This is a genomic window from Wolbachia pipientis, from assembly GCA_023052945.1.
Lineage (GTDB): Bacteria > Pseudomonadota > Alphaproteobacteria > Rickettsiales > Anaplasmataceae > Wolbachia.
The window spans coordinates 530,787-554,588 of the sequence record CP095495.1; the positions used below are offsets into that span (position 1 = coordinate 530,787).

Below are 23,802 nucleotides of genomic sequence, written 5' to 3' on the forward strand. Positions count from 1 at the left end.
AATTACTAGCGCAAAATGAATAATGCATATTGAAATATGGCAATAATTATGTTAGTTAGAAAGAATAGTTGTATTAAAGAGTAACTTGTGCAAAAAAGTAAGAAACTGACCGAAAATAAAAAATTAGCTTCTGATATTCTAAAAGAGGTTGCAGATACCAATAACAATGATAGCGATAAAGTAACTTTGTTTGACATTAAAGCAGCTTTGCATGAGCGCGGTTTTGGTATTTTAATAATCATCTTCTCCTTGCCGCTATCGGTGCCTATACCGGTTCCACCTGGTTATACAACTATTCTTTCTATACCTTTAATCTTATTCTCACTGCAGCTTCTATTTGGATTTGATTCTCCTTGGATGCCCAGTTGGCTAGAAAGAAAATCTTTTCAGCGTTCAACACTAGCTCTTGTGGTGGAGAAAACTTCTCCAGCATTAAGAAAAATAGAAAAATTCATGAAGCCAAGAATGTCTTTTATTTTCTATGGGCCAGGTGAAAAGATTTTAGCTTTTGTAATGTTGCTTTGTGCATTATCGATAGCTCTTCCACTACCTCTTACTAACTTCATTCCTGCAATTGGTACGACTCTTATTTCGCTTGGCATTATGAGTAAAGATGGGTTTCTATCCATATTAGGAGTTTTAATATCATTGTGTGGGCTATTGCTTACTCTTGTTGTAGTAGTCAAAGGGCCACAACTTATCATTGGGGCATTTTCTTTTCTCAAAAGCTTCGTATATGGTTAGGCTTTATAACACCTTAACAAAAAAAAAGGAGCTTTTTACACCTATCGATAAAGATCATGTGAAAATGTATGTTTGCGGACCAACAGTATATGACACAGCACATATAGGCAATGCACGGTCTGTTGTTGTGTATGATGTGTTATTTCAGCTACTTAAGTTTTGTTATGGCAAAGTTACCTATGTGCGTAACATAACCGACATTGATGATAAGATAATTAATGCAGCAAGTGAAAAAAATAGCAACATAGAAAGTATAACCACATATTACATTAAAGCTTTTCATGATGATATGGAAAGCATAAATTGTAAAGAGCCAACACACGAGCCAAAAGCAACGGAAAACGTAGATTATATTATAGAATTAATTGAACATTTACTGCAATCAGGCCACGCTTACGAATCTGACAAACACGTGTATTTTGATATAGAATCTTACCATGGATATGGTGCTTTATCAGGAAAAAAAACCGATGAATTGGTTCCAGGTAGCAGAGTTGAAGTTAATGAAAATAAAAAGCACCCTGGAGATTTTGTGCTGTGGAAGCCTGCAAGTGATATTGACTACAAACTTTCAAGTTATTGGGATAGCCCATGGGGAGAGGGCAGGCCTGGATGGCATATAGAATGCTCAGCAATGTCATATGCTTATCTTGGCAAAGATTTTGATATTCATGGTGGCGGCATAGATTTACAATTTCCTCACCATGAAAATGAAATTGCACAGAGTAAGTCTGCATTTGCTGGATCAATGTTTGCAAAATACTGGATACATAACGGCTTTCTTACAGTAAATGAAGAAAAAATGAGCAAGTCCTTATTTAATATAGTCAAAGTAAGAGATTTGCTAGATAATGGAATAAAGGGTGAAGTAATACGCTATGCACTGCTCAAAACTCACTACAGAAAACCACTTGATTGGACAGAAAACGTTATTTCTGATGCACAGGAAACCTTAAATAAATTTTATCGGTTATTACGTGATTTAGATACAATAAATGAAAGTAACGCAGAGATTTCTAAAGATTTTATAGACGCTTTAAAAAACGACTTAAACATTCCTGAAGCTCTAGCTATATTACATGAAATGGCTACAAAAATTAACAAAATGAGTAATGAAAGTGAAAAGCTTAAATTAACTGAAAGTTTTATTAAGAGTGCCAGATTTATTGGTCTTCTTGAGTCAAGTTATCAAGAGTGGTTTACTGCTGGTGTAAGTCATCAAGAAATAAAAAGGTTGATAGACTTAAGAAAAATTGCAAAAAAAAATAAAAATTACGATACTGCAGACAAAATAAGGGATCAATTGAAACAAATGGGGATTACAATTTCTGACAATGAAGATGGTACAACAACCTGGTAAATTCATATGGAAAGCTACTTCCTGTTATTTACAGATAGTCTAGTATCGTCACTCATCTTACCCATACGTCGAGGTTTTGTGTTCAATAATATGCTTTATTTCAGGTCGTATTACACTCCACTACTTATGTTATTTTTTGGAGTACTAGGATCAAGCCTTGGTGGAATAGTTAACTGGTATTTAGGTAGAATAACAATCTCTATACGAAAATCATACCACAAACTAGAGAACGAGCACACAACACCAAAAGTCGTAAGAAATTTACTGATTTGTGCAGTTGCATTACTTTCATGGGTGCCAGCACTTGGAAGTGTGATTCAAATTTTATCAGGTTATTTCAAGTTAAACCTTTATATCCTTGCCCTTTTAATCATTCTATCTAATTTCTTCTATTTATTATATCTAATACTTACTTTTGGAGTATAACAGCTATAGTACTACAGCTATTGAAGCCCACTTCTGTCATCCTATGCCCTGACAGAGGCTGAGCTATAAATTAAATGCAAAATTTCAATAGTCATGGGATGACCTTACCCAGGAAAAGTGGAGAGAAAGTTGAGACGTTTTTATAGTAAAAAATGTTTTCATAAAGAGGTGCAATATGACAAATGGAAGAGAGTATACAGCAGAGTTCAAAGAAGAAGCTGTAAAACTTTTCAGAGAAAGGGGAGAAACAATTTCACAAATAGCAAGGGATCTAGGTATAAATCCCGGTATATTAGGTAAGTGGATAAAGAAGTATAACGAGAAAAAGTCAGCAGTAAATGCATTTCCGGGCAGGGGTAACGTAGCGCCTTATGATAAAGAGAGATTTGACTTAAAGAGAGAGTTAGCAAGAGTAACAAGGGAAAGAGACATTTAAAAAAAAGCCCTGGGATATTTTGCCAGTCAAAAAGAGTAAAATATCTTTTTATAAAAGAGCATAGCAATTGCTATAAAGTACAAGAATTATGTAGAATTTCTGGTGTATCTGCTAGTGGTTATTACAAATGGCTTGCTAAAAAAATAAGCAATAGGGAATTGGCAAAAAAAGATCTATTAGCAGATATTCAAAAAATACATCAAGTTTCTAAATGCAGATATGGTGCCCCTAAAATTCATGCTGAATTGAAAGCTTTAGGTAAAAATTACAACATCAAAACAGTGCAAAATGTTATGAAAGAAAATGGCATTAAGGCTATACTTAAAAGAAAATTTAAAACCAAGAAACGGCAAACTGACAATAGAGTCATAGTTCCCAATATATTAGATCAAAATTTTATTACCGATCAACCAAATAAAGTGTGGGTGACTGATATTACTTATATAAGAACCAAGAAAGGATGGCTATATTTGGCAGTAGTAATCGATCTATATTCACGTATGGTAGTTGGCTGGTCGATGAGTAGCTCAATAAATAAACAGTTGGTTATTGACTCTTTGTTAATGGCCATTTACAAGCGTAACCATCCCAAGAATCTACTATTACATAGCGATCAAGGTTCACAATATACTTCAAAAAATTACCAAAATCTACTAGCTATAAAGAATATAGTTCCTAGCATGAGTCACAAAGGCTATTGTTACGACAATTCCGTTGTAGAAAGTTTCTTTAGTTCTCTGAAAAGAGAGTTATTAATAAATACTGCTAAGTACTCCAAACAGTCTATTAAAACTGCTATATTTGAATATATAGAAATTTTTTATAACAAACAACGCAGACATTCTACTATTAACTATTGCATCCCTGAGCTTTTTGATTCATCATTCTCTTTGTAAAAACATTCCCAACTTTCTCTCCACTTTTCCTGGGTAAGGTCAGTTATGAAGGTCTTCAGTAAAGCAGCCAAATTTCTGAACGCGTTCTTCCTTCAGGTACACACACATAGTGTACAGCTGAACCAATGTCTATTCCTGCTGCATTAGGATTCACTATTTCTAATTTACTTTTTGCTTTTTTCATGGTAACCCCTACATATAATTTGTAATAGGGAAACGCTTCAGCTTGGAACGGTTGATAGTACAATCTCCTAACCGAGGTAGTCTAAATGACTCCATCAATGATTTGACCGTTCCTTCCAAAACCATGCTTGCATACGGGCACTTAGGCACCATTGAAAATGTCGGTCATAACTGCAAAGGCGCTCCCTGTACAACTATACTTGAAAACTACTAAAAACTTAAATTTGTGTGTTTCTTTCTGATTTGACAGATTTCGTCTGTTCGATGCTTGCATAACCATATGACGAACTTTTATTGGGAATAGAAACGAAAAAACTTGCTTGACAAACTCCGCCAGCCCCCTTATCATGAAAGTGAAGCTATTTATTTATCTTCGCAATCTCTGCAGTGGATTAATGACAAAAAACTTAATGTATTTGGCGTAAATCATGCTTAATTTTTGCACTATGTGCACCTCATGTCTTTATAAAACTTCTAGGTTTCTACCTATATAAGCTGAAACGCGCTTATAAAGCGTTTAAGACAGCAAAAGACGTCAAATAGACAAGGGAGAATTTGAATACTAGCTACCCTGGGGTTTCTTTGCCTTTTTTTCCGCTCAGTAAATTTCTTAACGTTTATAATTTAGGTTAGTTGCATTTAAAAGCGGCTGAATCGTAGCGTTTAGAATAAAAAACGCCAATATTTTGAAGTACATATAAATAACTAGTCACCAACGGGGCTTCTTTTGCCTTTTTTTTCATTTGGTAAATTTCTTAATATTTATAGCTAAAGTAACTTAGGTTCACCGACAATCGTCATCCCGCTACGTGTTAGCGGATGAAGATACCGCGGCGGTATGACGTAAGGCTGTGCTAGCTATAGGCGCATTATATGAAGAAGTACTAGCGAGAAATATTAAAAAAGAAATACTTACACTAAAAGAAACTTCAGTAGTAAATTCAAAAAGGAAGTTTGAACCCAGGTGGTAAACCCATCATACCTGCAAGATCAGAGGTTGCATTTGCCATATCTTCTTCTGCCTTTTTAATGGCATCATTAAATGCTGCTGTCACTAAATCCTCTACTATATCTTTTTCCTCATTTCTCATAAGTTCTAAGTCTATGTTCACCTTTTTAGCTTTATAGCTACCTATTTTTATGACTTCCACTAATACAGAAACTTTGCCACCACCAGAAATACCTTGAAACTCTTTCCCAATATATTTTTTTTGAGCTTCTGCAAGCTTTTTTTGCATCTCTTGCGCTTGTTTCATTATTTGACTAAAATCCACAACTTACTCCTTATTTTCTATATTAACTACTTTTGCACCTTTAAATGTATCAAGTATATCCTTAACTGCAGGTGCATAATTTAAATTACTCACTTCCCTATTTATATAACCCGTATCAACTGTAATAACCCACTCCTGCTGAGTCACCTGGTTTAAGTAATTTTTTAAATCATTGCAAAAATTACTATCCAACTTAGATACAGCTTTTAATTTTAAATATCCAGGTTTACAATCTATTAATTGTAGATTATTACACAGTTGTTTGTAAAGATAAATTTGGTTACTCCGCCTTAATAGTTGCAAAATCTTATCAAAATCGTAATTTTGTTGTTTATTTTCCACATGGATCCCAGTGTCACGCACTGGGATGACAGAGTGGGGTTGTTGTTTACTTTCCACATATTTTTTTGGATCCGAATAGTCAGCTACTTGGATAACAGAGGGGGAAGGTGCAACAGGTCTGCCCTGTCTATTTCCTTGCTTTACATTCTGTGAAAGAACTTTTTTGATCACCTGTTCTGGAGAAGGTAGATCAGAGAGATAGCAAAGACTAATTAGCATCATTTCAGCAGCAACATCATTGCATGTTGAAGTTTTTATATCTTGAATACCTTTAAGCAACACCTTCCACAATCTCGAAAAAAATATTAAAGACTTCTTTATACTTAAATCTTTTATCCTGTTCTTTTCATACTCTGTAACTGCATTATCAATTTCTTTTGTAATCAAAAAACGGCATACTAGCTGAATTGTTTGCAATAGACCTTCAAAAATACTAAGTGGGTTTGCTGTTTTCATCGCCTTGTCAAACACTGATAGAGCTTCCTGTAAATCACCTTCTAATATTGCTCCTAATAGATCGAATATAATATCTTTATCCACTAGGCCAAGTATGTCTGTCACATTTTTAGTGGATATTGCACCATCTTTGCTATGTAGCACTGCTTGATTCATCAAAAACAAGGCGTTACGCATTGAATTTCCAGAGTGTCGTGCAATTAATTCTAATGCTCCCTTTTCAATGGAATAACTCTCTTTTTGTGCAACATCATTTAAACGTTCCACTATTTTAGCTACAGGAATGTTGTGTAAGTCAAATCTTTGACAACGTGCAATAATAGTTATTGGTATCTTTTTTATTTCTGTAGTTGCTAAAATGAATTTTACACTAGATGGTGGCTCTTCTAGGGTTTTAAGTAATGCGTTAAATGCACTGCTGGATAACATATGTACTTCATCTATAATGTAGACTTTGAATTTAGAGCTTATAGGTGAATAGCAAATATCTCCCAGGATTACTTTAATATCGTCAATGCTAGTGTGACTTGCCGCATCGATTTCAATTACATCTGGATGGCTTGAATTTTTTATTGCTAGACAATTTTCACATGATCCGCAAGGTTCAAAAATTGGCCCCAGGGAACAATTCAAACATAAAGCTATTATCCTTGCAGTGGTGGTTTTACCAACTCCACTACTACCAGAGAGCAGTATAGACTGTGGGATTTTGTTTAAAATAAAAGCATTTTCTAATATACGCACTAATATATCTTGACCTACTAGATCCTTAAAGCTACTAGGACGATGTTTTAATGCTATATTCATAGCCTCGGATAAAACAAATAATGAAATAGGTATGCAACCCAAAAAGGTTCTGATATGGCTGCTTCATTTCTGATCTGACCAAATTACAGAGTTTTTGCCTGCATACCTTATAAAATATTATACTTTTTTTTTATTTAGCAAGGTATATCCTATATTAACCTTAATAATTTATATGTTAGATCTCTTGCAACATTACTTTGGAGTAAACAACTGTTACCTAAAATACTCTTCTCTTGTCATTCCAACTTGGATCCAGAGAAAAAAGATAGTGTCACACACTGGAATAATAACCTATAGGTACTGGGATAACAAAAGAGGAATATTATGATTTTATATCATTTTCCTCTTTGTCCATTTTCACGAAAAGTTAGAACCTTTCTAAAAGAAAAAAAATTAGGCTGCGATCTAGTGTATGAAAATCCGTGGGAAAAACGGAATGAATTTATGGAGATCAATCCAACTGGGCAAGTACCAGTATTAATAGATAATAACTTTGTAATAGCGGATAGTAATGCCATTTGTGAATATATAGAAGAGACTTACAATAGCGACGTCAAATTACTTGGTTCATCCACTATTATTAAGTCTAAAATACGCGCTCTAATCAATTGGTTCGACAACAAATTTTACAATGAAGTTACTAAGTATATTATGAATGAAAAAGTAATTACTAACCGCAGCCCTGACTCTAGATTTCTTCATGCAGCTCAGCATAACCTGCCTTGCCATATGGAATACATCGAACACTTAATTAACAAGAACGTTTGGCTTGCAACTGATAAGTTCACTTTGGCTGATATTGCTTTAGCATCGCATATTTCCATAATGGATTATGTAAGTAGTTTTCCATGGGAAAAAAGTAAAATTTTAAAAGAATGGTACTCCATTGTTAAATCAAAGCCTTGTTTTCGTGAGATATTATTAGAGAGAGTTTCCGGTTTAACCCCTCCTAAACATTACGCTGACCTTGATTTTTAACTTATGTTAGCTTTAAAGCTACAGTCATTCCTTCATCAGTTGGAATCAATATAGAGAAATATTTCTTTTCATCTGATAATCTATTATTAAACTCCCTCATAGCATGCCATGATTTTTCTGATACTTCTTTTGGAGGCGATTCTAAAAATACTGTATTAAATAATAGAGTGTTATCTGCAACGATTAGCCCATCTTGTTTAATGTATGACTCTGCCCAATCCAAATACTTAGGATAACTACTTTTGTCAGCATCGATGAATATCATGTCAAATGGTGCCTTTGCTGATAATTCATTAATTTTTTCCAGTGCATCACCTTCTATTAGAGTAATTTCATCACTTAGATTAAAAGCACTAAAATTTTTTTTTGCTATTCTTGAGTGTTGAGGATTATTTTCTATTGTATATATATGACCGTCTTCTAGTAGAGCTTTTGCCATGCAAATCGACGAATAACCGTATAATGTGCCAACCTCAACAATACTTTTGATTTTATGGATTTTTATAAATAAACTTAATAGCTTTCCTTCTTCAGGGCCAATCTGAATATGTTGCTTTTTTTCAAGAATACAATATCCTCCTATTTTTTTATATTCTTTTGCAAATAGATTTCTTATATATGACGATTTTATACTAGAATTATTACGCATTACGTTTTATATTATAAATTAGGGAGGCTTAATTCATACACAATTTATAAATATAATAATATAGTTTAAAATAATAAAAACATTTATTTTAAGTTATTATTTCATAGTATAAAATTTTAAGTGACAAAAATTATTATATATCGTACTATAGTTAACTAGTATAATAAACAATCGATTATTATACTAGAATTAAAGGGATTGTTTATGCGCATTTCTCTTTTTAAAATATAATTTTTATAATCAATTAGAGGGGGTTATATGTCTTATACTATTGCTAGTGAAGTTGAAACGTTAAACAAAAAATCTAACAAGAATGAAGGGGTTACGTTACTATATAATCCAGCTTATCGTGAAAAGTATAAAGAACGTTTTAATGAAGCTCAGAGAAAAGTTATGGATATGGTTCAGTTTTATGATGGGACAATAGTATTAATAGAGAATAAAATCGCTATGTATTACTACACTTGGCACAGTAAAAAAAGAGAGTTTGAGCGTAAAAAACATCAAACAGTAGTGAAAAACAATGACCCAGAATAGAGTCTTTATATGGTAAGCTACAGTGGTATTACTTCACTATAGCTTCTTCATATAATTTATCTATCACATCAGTGAGATATTTCAGCTCTTTATACCCTTCATGTTTAACTTTATTATGCTCTATATATGACTTACCATCGTTAAGCTTGATGAAAAATATTGGAGTGGCTGTGATACCAAGTTTATTGATTGCCAGTGATTTATCATTTACGATTTTATCCATAATTTTCTTATCATTAATGCATTGGTTAAATGCATCTTGCTTTAAGTTGCTTAGTGCAGCAATTCTTTGTAGTAAAGTCAAATCACTTAAATTGTAGTAATTCCACGAATCTATTGAGTTAAAAACAGCTTTGTTAAAATTAAAGTAGTCTTCTTGTTTTTCGTAGCAATGACTTAGCATTGCAGCCTTTAGCCCTCTGTAATCCAAAGGAAAATGACGAAATATATATAACATCTTACCTGTATCTATATATTTCTCTTTAATTTTAGGAAAAACATTCTTATGAAAAAGAGAGCAGTGATAGCAAGTTAATGAAGCATATTCTATCATTAGAATTGGTGCTTTTGGATCTCCTAATAATTTATCATCAGGTAATAGTGATAGTAACTCCTTTGATGTTATTTCATTAGTTTCTTTTTGAATATGTTGGTTACTGGATTTAACAACTGCATAAGAATTAACACTCATAAGAATTAGTAAAAACAATAGTCTGAAAGTCATTACAATACAAACACTTAACTTACTAAAAAAATTACATATTTATATTAATAATGTCAAGATAACTTTTGTTTAGCAAGGCTTTCAGCCCTATCTTTAAATGCAGCAATTATTTTACTCTGTGTATATTTATATACTGAGTTTAATAAAGTGGAAAATGAGTTGGACTTAAACTTAAACTCTATATAAAACTTTACCATAGTTTTATTTTCATCTATGGGAATGAATTGCCATTCATTGCATAGATGTTTAAATATTCCATTTGATGATACAGCTTTTATCCAACCTTCATTTGTTCCACTTGGAGAAAGAAAGGTTACTTCTGATGTGTACTTTCCTTTAATTCCATGAAAAGCTGCGAGAAGATCCACAACCATTTGGTTGTCAATTTTTTCTTTTATATAAACGGCTTTGCACCAAGGAACAAAATCAGGATACCTTTCAACATCAATTACAATTTGGAATACCTCATTAGGCAAACATAGGAAGGTACCTTGTTCTCTGCATTGATGAAGCATAAATGTTAAACCAATCAAAATAGGATCCATATCTACCGTCAGCCTTAGTAGATTCCTGAGACTAAAGTTAAGGTGGGCATCGCGTATTAATTTCAACGAAATCAATAGAGGCAATTCCCTTGACTAGAAATTATCGCTCGGGAAATTTAACTTAACTCATAACGCATAGCACAGACCCTTACTTGAATTATAGATGATTTACACAAGGCATGTCTATAGGTATATTAAAAGTCAGCGATTATTATTTAATCTTTATTAAACTTTGCATTCTAAGTATCATAGTTAATAAATATATCTTATGAATATTACTAAAGTTTTAATCATTATTGTTTTTATTGTAATTTCTTCAAGAGCTTACACTAGTTGTACAGATCATAAAATTTTTGTGCATACTATGAAGCAACAAGTGGATGGTATATCTACAAAAGGAAATAGAAAAAACCTAGGGCATGTACACGAAAAGCTTCAGGAGTTCATTCAGAATAATGTTAACCTCAAAGGAATATCGCAATTCGTTATAGGGAAACATTGGGCTTTAGTTAAACAAAAAGAAAAAGAAGATTTTTTAAGAGAGTATGAAGTGTATCTTATGCGTTTGTGCGTTAAAATTTTATATAAATACATGCATGATAGTGAAATGATCATAATGAGTACAAAAGCAGTTGACGATGAAACTTGCTTAATTGGTACAAGATTTTCTTACGGTGATGAAGAATTTACAAATATCGATTTTAAAGTTACTAAAAATAACAGTTCTTTCTTGATAAGTGATGTTGTAATGAGTGGAATAAGTATTGCTATTAATCAACGTTCTCAATTTAGTGAAAAAATCGACACGCATGGCATAGCAAACGTTATAGCTGAATTAAAATGCAATAACAATCCATGATATATATGCCTCATTGGCCTAAACCGCTTGGTAGTAGACCAAAGGATTTTTCTCTTGATCGCATGAAAAGCTTTCTAAATAAATTGGGCAATCCTGAGAAAAAAATGCCGCCCACAATTCATATAGCTGGAACTAACGGGAAAGGCTCAACACTAGCATTTATAAGATATATAATGCAAGCAGCAGGGTATAAGGTACACGCATACACTTCTCCACATTCGGTGAATTTTAATGAAAGAATAGTTATTGCAGGCAGTTATATCGACGATAATGAATTATATAGCTTGTTAGAAGAATGCCGTGCCGTAATTGCAGAACAACCTATCACTTTGTTTGAAGCTGCAACTATTGCAGCTTTTTTAGCTTTTTCTCGTCATAAAGCCGATATAACTTTAGTTGAAGTGGGTATGGGTGGAAGGCTTGATGCAACAAATGTTATAGATAATCCGATTTTAACAATCATTACTTCCATTGCCCTTGATCATACAGAATATCTTGGCCCTACCGTAGAAACCATAGCAGGTGAAAAAGCTGGAATAATGAAACCTAATGTTCCTTGCGTAATAGCACCACAAGAAAAATCTGTAATGAACACGCTAGAACACTACGCAATAAATAAGAAATCTCCTCTGTATAGAGGAGGCCTTGAATGGAATTGCAAAAAACGACTATCTGTCATCCAAACTGGGATCCAGAAACAAAAAAATGAGAGGTCACGTGCTGGAGCTCAAATGATTTTTCAATCAGCTATTCAATCAATAGAATTTTCTTTGCCATCTTTAAAGGGTGATCATCAGGTGATTAATGCAGGCAATGCTATTGCAGCATGTAGTATTTTAAGTGGAAAATATGGATTTGATATTGGAGAAGAGGATATCACTTCAGGTTTACAGCGTACCTACTGGCCTGCACGACTGGAGCGTATAAAAGAGGGCAATTTAATTTCTTTATTACCAAAAAATTGGCAATTATTTTTAGATGGTGCACACAATAATGACGGTGCTAGAGTGCTATCTCAGTGGGTAAAAGATAATTTTGCTGAAGGTATCTATGTGGTTTTTGGTGTTACCCGTAACAGAAATGTGGAAGAGTTCTTAGAGCACTTAAAGCCATATATCAAACTACTATGTGCGGTTTGTGTTAAATCTGAGCCCAAAGCAACAAATACAAATTTGATTAGGGAAAAAGCCAATAACATAGGGATAAAAGCAGTTGAATGTGAATCAATTGGCGATGCAATATCCAATCACATATTAAAAGCCTCTATCCAAAACGTCAAAACCATACTGATCTGTGGCTCATTGTTCCTAGCTAGAGACTTCGCTATGGAGAATACTAACTTTGATGATATTGACTGATCGATGGAAAAATAACTTTATAGTATTGTGTGAAGCAACCAAAATTGTCATTACAGCCTTTAGTGTATGACAGTGCTTCAACATTTAGGGTTGCAGTTTGCATGGGTCATCTGAGTAGCTCAAATCCAATTCTCCTATCATGCAAGCTCCTTTCTTGTCATCCCAGTGCGTGACACTGGTTTACTTTATGATGATGTCATGAAAGTAGCTGACACTGGGATCCAGAAGACTTAATTTCAACCAAATAATAAAGGCTAGATCCCAGTGTCTAGGCACTGGGATGACACCTGTAGCCCTACGTCATACCGCGATTCATTCGCGGTATCTCTTAACATAAGACCTGCTGCGAATCAAGCGATAAAAAAAAGGAAAGGAAGGTGACTAAAATCAAGGTTAACTAAAAGGCGTGCTTAAGATTTACAATACCAGCAATAATATTGAACCTCAGGTTATATTTTTTCTGAAAATTGCGATAAACATTCGACATAATCTTAAATATCTTTATCTCTCGGATCTTGTTTTCTACTCTCATTCTAAATGATGCTAATCTTCTATTATGCTCTGGAGTTAATGGCTTTTTACGATACTTTTTATATGGAATTATAACATTGCTTTGCAATTTTTGCCAACCTTGATATCCAGAATCGGCATGTTTTATGCTATCAAGTGGTAAATATTTTTCTTGTTTCCTTATGCGGAAATCACTAATTCTACCACGGTATGACTTTGACACTGATAAAATTCTTCCTCCTTCTTCGATAATAATCTCAGTTTTCATAGTGTTGGTTCTTTTTTTTCCTGAATATGATTTCTTCCGTTTTTTACTATCTTCTGGTCTCTGTATTTGCTGTTCTGTAACATCAGCCAAAATCTTCAGTATTTTTTCTGGCGTCATACTTCTATCTTTTGTTATAGTCACTTTTTTGGCGAGTAATGGCTCTATTCTCTTAAGTAACCTACATACATTTGCGTTGTGTACATTGAATAGGCATCCTAAAAATCTATGTGTTATGTAAGTGCGATAGTACAAAATTACGCAAAACAACTTATCTTCCAGAGTTGGTAGTTTTGATCTTCTACCATGACACTTTTTCTGTTTTTCCCATCCAGACCTCACTTTTTCCACTACTTTTTCGAACTTCTCTATAGTTAAACCTGTTATATTACGAAAGTTTCTTGGGTGTTTTTTCATATTATAGTAACTAAAGCTCATTTTTTTTCCTTACTTGATCTGCTTATTCTTCTTCTACCTCTCTCACATCATTTTTTCAATCACCTTTTTCAGCAGGTCTATAGTATAAATTATTTCAAATTGTATCTATTTGCAAGTATATAAATATAGTAATTTTGCATAAAAAATTAGATCCCAGTGTCACGCACTGGGATGACAAGAAAGGGAGCACTGACATGACAAGAAGAGGGCTACTTGGATGACAAAAAAAGAGCGCTGGAATGACACCTTCCGTATAAACATTAAGAAATTTACCAAATAAAAAAAAGGCAAAAGAAGCCCCATGGTTAACTAGTTATTTATATGTACTTCAAAATATTGGCGTTTTTTATTCTAAACGCTACGATTCAGCCGCTTTTAAATGCAACTAACCTAAATTATAAACGTTAAGAAATTTACTGAGCGGAAAAAAAGGCAAAGAAACCCCAGGGTGGCTAGTATTCAAATTCTCCCTTGTCTATTTGACGTCTTTTACTGTCTTAAACGCTTTATAAGCGCGTTTCAGCTTATATAGGTAGAAACCTAGAAGTTTTATAAAGACATGAGGTGCACATAGTGCAAAAAATTAAGCATGATTTACGCCAAATACATTAAGTTTTTTGTCATTAATCCACTGCAGAGATTGCGAAGATAAATAAATAGCTTTACTTTCATGATAAGGGGGCTGGTGGAGTTTGTCAAGGAAGTTTTTCGTTTCACCACAATAAAGGCTTTTCATGTAGGGGTTTTAGTAATTCCTTACAAAATCCACTAACTCAGCAATATTTTCAACTGGAGTATCAGGGAGTACTCCATGTCCGAGATTAAATATGAAGGGTGAATCTCTAAAGCAATCTATTATACGTTTTGCTTCTTTTATTGCTTCCGTTTTATTATAGGCTAAAAGATTAGGATCAAGATTTCCTTGTAGAGGGATTTTTAGATTCGCTTCCGCCCATTCTATTGGAATATTATAATCTATACTTACTGCAGATACACCTGTTTGTTCGCAGTAATTCTTATAAAGATTTCCAGCAGACCTTGGAAATCCTATTATTGGAAAATCAGAAAATCTATCCTTGATTGCCAAGGTAATTCTCTTTGTTGGTTCGATAACATATTCTTTAAACGATGGTTCCGATAATGCACCAGCATTACTGTCAAATAGCTGAATAACATCTGCTCCAAATTCTATCTGTTTAATTAGATAAATAATCGTTGCTTCCGTTATTCGTTCAATTATTTCCTTCAAATAAGAAGGGTAAAAATTTAATACTTTGGAAAAAGTTTTACTGCTTCCACCTTCTATGAGATATGAAGCTACTGTCCATGGGTCCACCAGCAAATCCTATAAGAGGCTTTTTTTTTGATAGCTGACTTCTGACTTTCTTTATAGCGTTTAGAATTGGTAAAATTTTAGCTTCAATGTCTTGTGGACTTCTCAATTCTTTAGGATTCTTTATAGGTTTTATTCTCGGGCCCACATTGCGCAGGAAATTCACGTTACAACCCAAAACATCAGCTATTATTAAAATGTCTGAAAAAATTATCGCCGCATCCACGTCAAATCTTATCACTGGCTGTAACGTCAATTCTGTCACTAAATCTGTGTTGTAGCATATCTCCATAAAATTGTTCATATTTTCCACTGCTTTGCGGTACTCAGGAAGAGACCTGCCAGCCTGACGCATTAGCCAAATAGGCACTCTTTCACCTGGCTCATTTTGTTTGATAATTTCTACTATTGTTGTTTTGCTGCTTTCCAATCTATTTTACCTATTCTTCTGTATATTAAAGTATAGCAGTAATAATAGTTCTATCAACAACTTGTTACTAACTTAAAATTCAGTAAAAATTGGCGTTGTTTAATTTGTGGATAAATATGTTAACAACTTCTATATGCTATTGATTTTCTGTTATGATTTATGTGTATAAGTAAGATATTCAGAGTGTTAGTAATTTTCTTTTATGGAAAACATTTTACCATTATGCATTGTTACATAACTATGTATATGTCGTTGAAAAAATTGTTGATCAATTGTTGATATTTTATATCAACAAATAATTCACAAATTAATTTGACATTATTCACATGCTTATTAAACATTTAATAACAGTTTTCTTGATAAATCTGATCTGAAAACGTTTTTGCCATTACAGGGAATAAATTGAGTAAAAAAGGAACCTTAGTAGAAAAAATAGCATATGGAATTTTTCTCTTCCTTTTCAAAAAAGCTTCTGTGTTGAAAAAGTGTGCGACCGAAGCATGAATGAAAGATCTGCTAGACCTTAATATATTTAATGGTCTATTAAAATTCCGCGATTGTGGTATAATGGATATAATGACTCCACGTACAGAGATATGCGCAGTAGGCATTGAGTCAAGCGAGCGTGAAATAGTAAAGAAGATAAAAAAAACACTTGCCACACTAAAATACCAATTTATAGAAATAACTTTGATAACGTAATAGGCTTTTTTTATATAAAAGATGTTATTTTTAATGGGGACAAAAATTTTAATCTGAGAAATATTATACAAAGCGTAGTGTTTGTTCCGTCCTCGATGAAGACAACTAATCTTTTTGTTAGGATGAAATCTTCTAAATCATACTTAGCTATTGTATTGGATGAATATGGTGGAACTGATGGTTTAATTTCAATAGACCTGCTGCGAATCAAGCGATAAAAAAAAGGAAAGGAGGGTGACTAAAATCAAGGTTAACTAAAAGGCGTGCTTAAGATTTACAATACCAGCAATAATATTGAACCTCAGGTTATATTTTTTCTGAAAATTGCGATAAACATTCGACATAATCTTAAATATCTTTATCTCTCGGATCTTGTTTTCTACTCTCATTCTAAATGATGCTAATCTTCTATTATGCTCTGGAGTTAATGGCTTTTTACGATACTTTTTATATGGAATTATAACATTGCTTTGCAATTTTTGCCAACCTTGATATCCAGAATCGGCATGTTTTATGCTATCAAGTGGTAAATATTTTTCTTGTTTCCTTATGCGGAAATCACTAATTCTACCACGGTATGACTTTGACACTGATAAAATTCTTCCTCCTTCTTCGATAATAATCTCAGTTTTCATAGTGTTGGTTCTTTTTTTTCCTGAATATGATTTCTTCCGTTTTTTACTATCTTCTGGTCTCTGTATTTGCTGTTCTGTAACATCAGCCAAAATCTTCAGTATTTTTTCTGGCGTCATACTTCTATCTTTTGTTATAGTCACTTTTTTGGCGAGTAATGGCTCTATTCTCTTAAGTAACCTACATACATTTGCGTTGTGTACATTGAATAGGCATCCTAAAAATCTATGTGTTATGTAAGTGCGATAGTACAAAATTACGCAAAACAACTTATCTTCCAGAGTTGGTAGTTTTGATCTTCTACCATGACACTTTTTCTGTTTTTCCCATCCAGACCTCACTTTTTCCACTACTTTTTCGAACTCCTCTATAGTTAAACCTGTTATATTACGAAAGTTTCTTGGGTGTTTTTTCATATTATAGTAACTAAAGCTCATTTTTTTCCTTACTTGATCTGCTTATTCTTCTTCTACCTCTCTCACATCATTTTTTCAATCACCTTTTTCAGCAGGTCTTATGACCGATCTTATAGAGGAGCTAATACCAAACATTGATAGTGAGAACGAAATAAATTCAGAATATACCATTACTGAATTGTCTCAAAATAAGTTTGAAGTGTCAGTAAGGGTTATTATAAAGGATATAGAAGAGGATCTAAAAATAGAATTACGTGACCCTGAAGAAGACTATATTACACTTGGTGGTTTGATTCTTTCGATTGCTAGTAAAGTGCCTTCTGTAGATGAAGTCATTAAATATAAAAATGGTATGAAGTTTATCATCAAAGATGCAAATGAGCGCTACATTAATAAAATAGTACTAGACTTAAGTGATTACAAAAATTAGATTTGGTACCCTTTGTCGGTTGCCTTGAAACGAAGAAAAAGTTGTAATAACCAAATATGCAACTCAAGTTATAGTTAAACCTATCTCCAGCAAATTATTTTCGCAAGTACAATGCATTTCAGTGTTATAGTACTCTAATAATAAAGAGCCATATAGATATTAATATCTTTTGTATTTAAATTAGTGTCATTTTTTTTGATTAATTTGTCTACTAATGATTTGCTTATTGGTTTGTGTTCATTTAGAATTTTTATAGTTAATAGCATTTTATCTTCTGTTTGACTCAGTAAAACAGACACTAGTTCAACTTCCGCCACTGCGCTGGCTATAGTTAGCACCATATTAGAAATTATCTTATTTATCTTTTCAATTAAATCTTCCTTATTTTTTGCAGAGTGTGCGTCTATTTTCCACGTAAGCTTTACTTTTTTTTTAATAAATAATTTTCGATATTAGATTTGGTCTGATCAAAGCTGTAATTATCTGCTGAAGAAGAATATGCCTGCTTCATAACTTTATGTTTATATATTAAATCATCGGAGCTTTCTTTAAGCAACGACAACGCTTCCTTCTGCGCATCAGCATCGTTCTTATCTATTACTTCAAGCTCTTCTAAGCCAAACATTATTCCATTCATAGAGTTAGCAAAGTCATGAAGCAGCCGTCCTGATAGCAGTTCCGTTATTAACAGTATGTTTTTGGTATTTTTATTCATTGGATAATTATAAATGATTTAAGTTACCCTATATTGGTAAGCATATAATAGTCAATTAAGAGAAAGTTTCGTTGCACTTTTTATATCAAGGCATTAATATAGTATTAACAATTTTAAAATTTATAGAAGGATTATGAATACTTATACCAGATCAGGAATAGATCTTGAACTATATAATAAGTTAATAAAAGAAGTCAAGCCTATTGCTCAAGAAACTACTAGAGAAGAAGTAATCAGCGAAATAGGTTCATTTTCTGCGTTGTTTGATTTTGCTGCACTAAGTAAGAAATATGACCATCCAGTGCTTGTTTCCTCAACTGATGGAGTAGGTACGAAACTGTTGATAGCTCAAGAAGTGAATAGGCATGATACTATAGGTATAGATTTAGTTGCAATGTGTGTAAATGACTTACTTGCACAAGGAGCAACGCCTTTATTTTTCCTTGATTACTTTGCAACAGGCGTTTTGAGCAAAGACGTTTTATTATCTGTGGTCCAAGGCATTGCAAAGGGGTGCAAGCGAGCTAAAATAGCATTGGTTGGTGGGGAAACTGCAGAAATGCCTGGAATGTATGATAATAATCACTATGACCTTGCAGGGTTTGTGGTTGGTGTAGTTGATCGAAAGCAAATTCTTCCAAGCTGTAGCATGATGAAAGTAGGTGATTATATAGTTGGCTTAGAGTCAAGTGGAATTCACTCAAATGGGTTTTCTTTGGTGCGCCATATTTTCAAAGGCTTAGGTATAAATTATAACGACTCATCTCCATGGAATAATCAGCTTTGGAAAGAAGTGTTGCTCGAACCAACAAAAATATATGTTGATTCTTTGTTGCCTATTATGCCAAAGGTAAAAGGCATCGCACATATAACAGGTGGTGGCTTGATAGATAATATTCTGCGGATTCTTCCAAAAAACTTATTTGCAAACATAGACATTAATTCCTGGAAATGGCCAGATATATTTTTATGGCTAACAAAGGAGGGTAAAATAGAGAAGAAAGAAATGCTAAAAACATTTAATTGTGGTATTGGCATGGTATTGATCGTAAGTCCTGAGAATATGCAAAACGTGAAAAATCATTTCCAAAAACGTGGAGAAAAAATTGAAATTATTGGAAAACTTGATGAGGCATGTAACCCTCCACTTGATAGAGTAGTATTTAGTTAGTCTAACTTTACTGACAGTCTTTTTGCAACTTCTAGGTACGCTTCCTTTAAATCTCCTAAATTCAAACGAAAGACGTCTTTATCTAACTTTTTATAAGTATTTTTATCCCATAACCTGCAGTTATCAGGGCTGATTTCATCGGCTAAAATGATTTTAGTACTGTCATTTATTAATCTGCCAAATTCTAACTTGAGATCAACTAAATATATACTTGCATTTGAAAATAGGTGGACTAAGATTTCGTTGATTTTTAAAGTTGTAGTTTTAACTTCATCCATTTCTTTGCTAGATAGCCAATCAAAATACAGTATGTGATTTTCATTCACCATTGGGTCGGCTAGGTCATCATTTTTGTAAAAAAACTCGATTATAGGAGATGTAAGTGCCTCACCTTCTTTGATATTAAAACGTTTGCAAAAGCTGCCATCTGCAACATTTCTAACTACCACCTCAAGAGGTATTATCTTGAGCTTTTTGACTAGCTGTTCTCTTTCGTTTAGAGTTTTTATAAAGTGCGTGCTAGTTCCTGCTTTCTCAAGTTTTTCCATGATAAAAGCACTAACATGATTATTAATTATTCCTTTGCCCTCAATAATTTCATATTTTTCCTTATTGAATGCTGTAACATCATCTTTAAAGTGCTGTATAACAGTTGATGAGTCTTCAGTTTCAATAATGGCTTTGGCTTTACCTTCATATATCGTTTTATTCAGTGACATATTTAATTTAACTATATATTATATCAATTTACTGTTCTTAGAGTATAGCCCCAAATAACTTAAAATAAACCTTAATGGCATTCAATGTTACAATATTAACCATATTTCCAGAAATGTTCCCCGGGTTTTTGAACTATTCTCTTGCCGGAAAAGCGTTAGAGAAAAAAATATGGAACCTTGAAGTAATAAATATTCGTTCTTTTGCGAAAGATAAACATTCAACTGTGGATGATGTTCCATATGGAGGTGGAGCAGGAATGGTTATGCGTTCTGATGTAATTGGTGATGCAGTAGATAGTATGTTCTCTGTTCATAAAAACACTAAGTTTATTTACATGACTCCATCTGGAACTAAGTTTAATCAGAATATTGCCAGAGAATTATTAGAGTTTCCTCATATAACAATATTGTGTGGTCGATTTGAAGGTATTGACCAAAGGATAATTGATGCGTATACTCCTTATGAGTTAAGTATTGGAGATTATATACTTTCGGGAGGTGAGCCAGCTGTGATGGTGGTTCTCGATGCATGCATTAGACTTCTTCCAGGTGTAGTAAATAATACCGATAGTATTACTGAAGAAAGTTTTAATTATGGTGGTGGTATACTTGAATATCCTCAATATACTAGACCTGAGCAGTGGAAGGGATATAAAGTACCTGAGGTTTTGTTATCTGGCAATCACAAAAAAATAAGTGATTGGAGGCAGAAGCAGTCTCATGTTATAACAAAAAAGCGTAGGCCTGAATTATTGAATGGAGAGATAAATGACAAATTTACTTAAAAAATTTAACGAACAGCAAATGCAAGTGTTAGCTAGAGAAATACCAGAATTTCGTCCCGGCGATGATTTGAAGGTCACTTTTAAAGTAGTTGACGGTGCAAGTGAACGTATACAGATATTTGAAGGTGTATGTATATCAAAAAGGAATCGCGGGTTACATTCTTCTTTTGCAGTCAGAAAAGTGAGCCATGGAGAAAGTATAGTGTCTCAATTTTTTGTTTATTCTCCTGCACTGGTTTCAGTGCAAGTGACAAGAAAAGGAAAGGTTCGTAGAGCAAAACTGTATTATCTATGCAAACTATTTGGAAAAGCTGCAAGGATCAAAGAGCGTACTACTTATGTTAAAAAGAAATCTAAGTAGATATAATAGGGAGTGATGTCAATTGTGTCATCCCAGCACTTCCCCAGTGTCATCCAAGTAACTGATACTGGGATCTACCTTATTCTATATCATGGATGTTGTTTTTAGCATGGAGCCTGTTACCAATTGCCTGATTTGTAAATATTTTTATAACTGGATTCCAGTGTCAGCTGCTTGCATGACATCAACATTTATTAAACTGACGTTTGTACAGCTGTGGGCTTGACGATAGGATCCAGGAAAAATAAATGAGTATAAAGAAAAAATTCCTAAAATTACTTCAGTCAAGGCGTGTACATGCTCGTATAAAAAGGAAAAATAAAAAGAACAGAGCGTTACGCTTTTGCTCTTTCACGGCACTAGTTATCTCACTTGGCTGTCCTGTGTGTATATTGTTGAGTATATTAGTTAACTCTTACAGTGCCTTAACAGTAACGAAAGTTTTATTGCCAATTGAAATAAGTGCTGATCTTACTTTAACAAATAATCCTAGTGATTTGCGGTATAAGTCCATTGGCTTACTCAACGATTCTTTACGTAAGGTGTTTAAAGGAACTGATTTTAAAGACAGTGACGAAATTTTAAGTCGTAATTCTTACAAAGAACTAGAGAAATTTTTTCGTAAGAAAGTAAAAGATAGTGGTGAATATGAGATCTGGTTTACCGCGTCAAGTATAATTAATTCAATAAATAAAGATAAACATTTGAATGATCGTTATGCTAAATTACTTAGTTGGCTAAAAGAAAAGAGGAGAGTGAAAAAATTTTTTAATAAGTCTTTATTCCTTAAATCTGACTCTCGTGAACCTGAAAATGCAGGAATTTTAGGGGCATTTATCGGTTCATTAATGACAATTATAGTGTGCCTAGCATTAGCATTACCAATAGGAATTATGTCGGGCATCTGTCTTTACGAATTTATGCCTAAAAATAGGCTAATGACTAATATTGTAGAAATTAGCATGAATAACCTTGCTGCAGTGCCTTCAATAATATTTGGTGTAGTGGGCTTAACTCTCTATCTTGGCATATTTGGGCTACCACGCTCTTCACCACTTGTTGGTGGAATGACTCTTTCATTTATGATGTTACCTAATATTATAATTGCAACAAAAAATGCCTTTGCGAATGTTCCTATTACGATAAAAGATGCAGCGTTTGCGCTTGGTGCGCCTCACATCAAGGTGATATTAGATCACTCTTTACCGATTGCGTTACCAAGAATAATACATGGTACTGTGCTTGCAATTGCAAGGATTTTAGGTGAATCTTCCCCTTTACTTATGATAGGTATGGTGGCATTTATTGCTGATACACCTACGTCTTTTTTCGATCCGGCGACTGTTCTGCCTGTACAAATATACATATGGTCAAGTAGTCCTGAAATTGCATTTATTGAACTTGCTGCTATTGCAATTATAGCTTTATTATTGGTGTTGTTTGCGTTAAATTTAGTAGCAAATTTTGTAAAAAAGAAATTCGAATTTTTTAATTTTTAGCAATTCATGAAAATCACAGTCCTATCTGGTTATGGCTTAAATTGCGAAAAAGAAACCGCATTTGCATTTATGGAATGCAGCAGAAAACTTGGTATTAGTAATATTGAAGTAAAAATCGTTCACATTAATGATATCATAGATAATCCAAGTGAACTGAAATTAAGCAATATACTTGCAATTCCAGGAGGTTTTTCCTATGGTGATGACACTGGTGCTGGTAATGCGTTTGCTTTACGTATTAAAAACAACTTGTTGGATGAATTTCAAGAGTTTTTATCTCAGGACAAGCTGATTATAGGAATATGTAATGGTTGTCAGATATTAGTAAAATTAATTCCAGAGTTCTCTAGTCTAGCTTTAATCCATAATGATATAGGCAATTATCAATGCCGTTGGATTAGAGTGGGAGTTAATCCGCAGAGTAATTCTGTTTGGCTACGGGGCCTGAGTGAACTATATCTCCCTATTGCTCATGGAGAAGGCAAATTTTTTATGGATCAAGATATTTTGAACCAATTGATTGAGAGCAATTCCACCGCATTACGTTACATTGATGAAAATGGCAACTATGCTAACCTACAATTTCCTTACAATCCGAATGGATCTACATACGACCTAGCAGCTTTATCAGATAAAAGTGGAAGAGTGCTAGCTTTAATGCCCCATCCAGAGAGGGGAATATTTTTTACTCAGCAAGATAATTGGCCTCTTGAAAAAGAAAAGAGCAAGCGTTTAGGTATTGCTGTGCCAAAATATGGTGATGGAATGCTTATATTTGAAAATGCACTAAAGTATTTTTGTTAAAATTTATTGGTAGGGGT

The 23,802-nt window shown here is 33.5% G+C and carries 25 protein-coding genes, 2 other RNA genes and 2 pseudogenes; 15 read left to right on the plus strand and 14 right to left on the minus strand.

Translation table 11 applies throughout. From position 1 onward, the window contains the following. Window positions 1-87: 87 nt before the first annotated feature. The 5 genes from MWH06_02510 (at window position 88) to MWH06_02530 (ending at window position 3,862) form a co-directional block, all read left to right on the plus strand. Entirely contained in the window at window positions 88-744 is a 657-nt protein-coding gene (locus MWH06_02510; GenBank protein UPA55505.1) for an exopolysaccharide biosynthesis protein, read from the plus strand. Beyond that, entirely contained in the window at window positions 737-2,104 is a 1,368-nt protein-coding gene (gene cysS / locus MWH06_02515; GenBank protein UPA55506.1) for a cysteine--tRNA ligase, read from the plus strand. The genes MWH06_02510 and cysS overlap by 8 nt, the downstream gene beginning before the upstream one ends. Before the next feature lie 6 nt (window positions 2,105-2,110). Beyond that, on the plus strand, window positions 2,111-2,530 hold the full coding sequence (locus MWH06_02520; protein ID UPA55507.1) for a DedA family protein: 420 nt from the start codon (window positions 2,111-2,113) through the stop codon (window positions 2,528-2,530). A 175-nt stretch (window positions 2,531-2,705) separates the two neighbouring features. Continuing rightward, window positions 2,706-2,966, plus strand: a complete 261-nt coding sequence (locus MWH06_02525) for a transposase (protein ID UPA55508.1) — start codon at window positions 2,706-2,708, stop codon at window positions 2,964-2,966. 14 nt (window positions 2,967-2,980) lie between these two features. Next, window positions 2,981-3,862 (plus strand): IS3 family transposase, encoded by an 882-nt coding sequence (locus MWH06_02530; protein ID UPA55730.1) that lies wholly within the window; start codon window positions 2,981-2,983, stop codon window positions 3,860-3,862. A 42-nt stretch (window positions 3,863-3,904) separates the two neighbouring features. On the opposite strand, the pseudogene MWH06_02535 reads toward MWH06_02530, so the two are convergent. The 4 genes and pseudogenes from MWH06_02535 to ffs all read right to left on the minus strand — a co-directional run bounded on the left by MWH06_02535 (window position 3,905) and on the right by ffs (window position 7,035). Beyond that, a pseudogene (locus MWH06_02535) lies at window positions 3,905-4,046 on the minus strand (IS110 family transposase). A 940-nt stretch (window positions 4,047-4,986) separates the two neighbouring features. Further along, window positions 4,987-5,319: a YbaB/EbfC family nucleoid-associated protein gene (locus tag MWH06_02540; GenBank protein UPA55509.1), complete on the minus strand. Its 333-nt coding sequence runs from the start codon at window positions 5,317-5,319 to the stop codon at window positions 4,987-4,989. A 3-nt stretch (window positions 5,320-5,322) separates the two neighbouring features. Beyond that, the gene (gene dnaX / locus MWH06_02545) at window positions 5,323-6,924 is read right to left on the minus strand and encodes a DNA polymerase III subunit gamma/tau (GenBank protein UPA55510.1); all 1,602 of its coding nucleotides are present in this window, start codon (window positions 6,922-6,924) and stop codon (window positions 5,323-5,325) included. Window positions 6,925-6,945: 21 nt separating this feature from the next. Beyond that, an RNA gene (gene ffs / locus MWH06_02550) (signal recognition particle sRNA small type) lies at window positions 6,946-7,035 on the minus strand. 213 nt (window positions 7,036-7,248) lie between these two features. Here ffs and MWH06_02555 point away from each other — a divergent pair. After that, window positions 7,249-7,902: a glutathione S-transferase family protein gene (locus MWH06_02555; protein ID UPA55511.1), complete on the plus strand. Its 654-nt coding sequence runs from the start codon at window positions 7,249-7,251 to the stop codon at window positions 7,900-7,902. Window position 7,903: 1 nt separating this feature from the next. Here the strand turns inward: MWH06_02555 and MWH06_02560 are convergent, their stop codons facing one another. Next, window positions 7,904-8,551, minus strand: coding sequence for an O-methyltransferase (locus MWH06_02560; protein UPA55512.1), 648 nt, complete (start codon window positions 8,549-8,551; stop codon window positions 7,904-7,906). A 258-nt stretch (window positions 8,552-8,809) separates the two neighbouring features. On the opposite strand from MWH06_02560, the gene MWH06_02565 reads away from it, so the two are divergent. Continuing rightward, a complete protein-coding gene (locus MWH06_02565) occupies window positions 8,810-9,088 on the plus strand; it encodes a DUF2671 domain-containing protein (GenBank protein UPA55513.1) in 279 nt (92 codons plus the stop codon). Between the two features lie 28 nt (window positions 9,089-9,116). Here MWH06_02565 and MWH06_02570 read toward each other — a convergent pair whose 3' ends face one another. From MWH06_02570 to ssrS, 3 genes are all read right to left on the minus strand, one after another. After that, window positions 9,117-9,812, minus strand: coding sequence for a DsbA family protein (locus MWH06_02570; GenBank protein UPA55514.1), 696 nt, complete (start codon window positions 9,810-9,812; stop codon window positions 9,117-9,119). A 53-nt stretch (window positions 9,813-9,865) separates the two neighbouring features. Then, entirely contained in the window at window positions 9,866-10,357 is a 492-nt protein-coding gene (locus MWH06_02575; GenBank protein UPA55515.1) for a type II toxin-antitoxin system RatA family toxin, read from the minus strand. Further along, window positions 10,347-10,507: non-coding RNA, 6S RNA (gene ssrS, locus MWH06_02580), on the minus strand. The genes MWH06_02575 and ssrS overlap by 11 nt, the downstream gene beginning before the upstream one ends. 118 nt (window positions 10,508-10,625) lie before the next feature. Here ssrS and MWH06_02585 point away from each other — a divergent pair. Next, window positions 10,626-11,216, plus strand: coding sequence for an ABC transporter substrate-binding protein (locus MWH06_02585; GenBank protein UPA55516.1), 591 nt, complete (start codon window positions 10,626-10,628; stop codon window positions 11,214-11,216). Continuing rightward, on the plus strand, window positions 11,213-12,574 hold the full coding sequence (locus MWH06_02590; GenBank protein UPA55517.1) for a bifunctional folylpolyglutamate synthase/dihydrofolate synthase: 1,362 nt from the start codon (window positions 11,213-11,215) through the stop codon (window positions 12,572-12,574). Before MWH06_02585 ends, MWH06_02590 begins: the two co-directional genes overlap by 4 nt. A 397-nt stretch (window positions 12,575-12,971) precedes the next feature. On the opposite strand, the gene MWH06_02595 is transcribed toward MWH06_02590, so the two are convergent. The 3 genes and pseudogenes from MWH06_02595 to MWH06_02605 form a co-directional block, all read right to left on the minus strand. Next, window positions 12,972-13,787, minus strand: coding sequence for a transposase (locus tag MWH06_02595; protein ID UPA55518.1), 816 nt, complete (start codon window positions 13,785-13,787; stop codon window positions 12,972-12,974). Window positions 13,788-14,532: 745 nt separating this feature from the next. Then, a pseudogene (gene hemE, locus MWH06_02600) lies at window positions 14,533-15,550 on the minus strand (uroporphyrinogen decarboxylase). Window positions 15,551-16,506: 956 nt separating this feature from the next. Beyond that, window positions 16,507-17,322, minus strand: a complete 816-nt coding sequence (locus MWH06_02605) for a transposase (protein ID UPA55519.1) — start codon at window positions 17,320-17,322, stop codon at window positions 16,507-16,509. A 79-nt stretch (window positions 17,323-17,401) separates the two neighbouring features. Here MWH06_02605 and MWH06_02610 point away from each other — a divergent pair, with 79 nt between their 5' ends. Further along, complete coding sequence (locus MWH06_02610) at window positions 17,402-17,731, plus strand: hypothetical protein (protein ID UPA55520.1); 330 nt, start codon at window positions 17,402-17,404, stop codon at window positions 17,729-17,731. Window positions 17,732-17,865: 134 nt separating this feature from the next. On the opposite strand, the gene MWH06_02615 is transcribed toward MWH06_02610, so the two are convergent. Beyond that, a complete protein-coding gene (locus MWH06_02615; GenBank protein ID UPA55521.1) occupies window positions 17,866-18,069 on the minus strand; it encodes a hypothetical protein in 204 nt (67 codons plus the stop codon). An 83-nt stretch (window positions 18,070-18,152) separates the two neighbouring features. Next, window positions 18,153-18,446: a hypothetical protein gene (locus MWH06_02620; protein UPA55522.1), complete on the minus strand. Its 294-nt coding sequence runs from the start codon at window positions 18,444-18,446 to the stop codon at window positions 18,153-18,155. Window positions 18,447-18,579: 133 nt separating this feature from the next. On the opposite strand from MWH06_02620, the gene purM reads away from it, so the two are divergent. After that, complete coding sequence (gene purM, locus MWH06_02625; protein UPA55523.1) at window positions 18,580-19,617, plus strand: phosphoribosylformylglycinamidine cyclo-ligase; 1,038 nt, start codon at window positions 18,580-18,582, stop codon at window positions 19,615-19,617. Here the strand turns inward: purM and MWH06_02630 are convergent. Then, window positions 19,614-20,336 (minus strand): phosphoribosylaminoimidazolesuccinocarboxamide synthase, encoded by a 723-nt coding sequence (locus MWH06_02630; GenBank protein UPA55524.1) that lies wholly within the window; start codon window positions 20,334-20,336, stop codon window positions 19,614-19,616. The two genes, purM and MWH06_02630, sit on opposite strands and share 4 nt — an antisense overlap. Before the next feature lie 74 nt (window positions 20,337-20,410). On the opposite strand from MWH06_02630, the gene trmD reads away from it, so the two are divergent. The 4 genes from trmD (at window position 20,411) to MWH06_02650 (ending at window position 23,785) form a co-directional block, all read left to right on the plus strand. Then, the gene (gene trmD, locus MWH06_02635) at window positions 20,411-21,121 is read left to right on the plus strand and encodes a tRNA (guanosine(37)-N1)-methyltransferase TrmD (GenBank protein UPA55525.1); all 711 of its coding nucleotides are present in this window, start codon (window positions 20,411-20,413) and stop codon (window positions 21,119-21,121) included. Beyond that, window positions 21,105-21,482 (plus strand): 50S ribosomal protein L19, encoded by a 378-nt coding sequence (rplS, locus tag MWH06_02640; protein ID UPA55526.1) that lies wholly within the window; start codon window positions 21,105-21,107, stop codon window positions 21,480-21,482. The genes trmD and rplS overlap by 17 nt, the downstream gene beginning before the upstream one ends. Window positions 21,483-21,730: 248 nt before the next feature. Next, window positions 21,731-22,981: a phosphate ABC transporter permease PstA gene (locus MWH06_02645; protein UPA55527.1), complete on the plus strand. Its 1,251-nt coding sequence runs from the start codon at window positions 21,731-21,733 to the stop codon at window positions 22,979-22,981. A 6-nt stretch (window positions 22,982-22,987) separates the two neighbouring features. Further along, the gene (locus MWH06_02650) at window positions 22,988-23,785 is read left to right on the plus strand and encodes a phosphoribosylformylglycinamidine synthase subunit PurQ (protein ID UPA55528.1); all 798 of its coding nucleotides are present in this window, start codon (window positions 22,988-22,990) and stop codon (window positions 23,783-23,785) included. Window positions 23,786-23,802 lie beyond the last annotated feature (17 nt).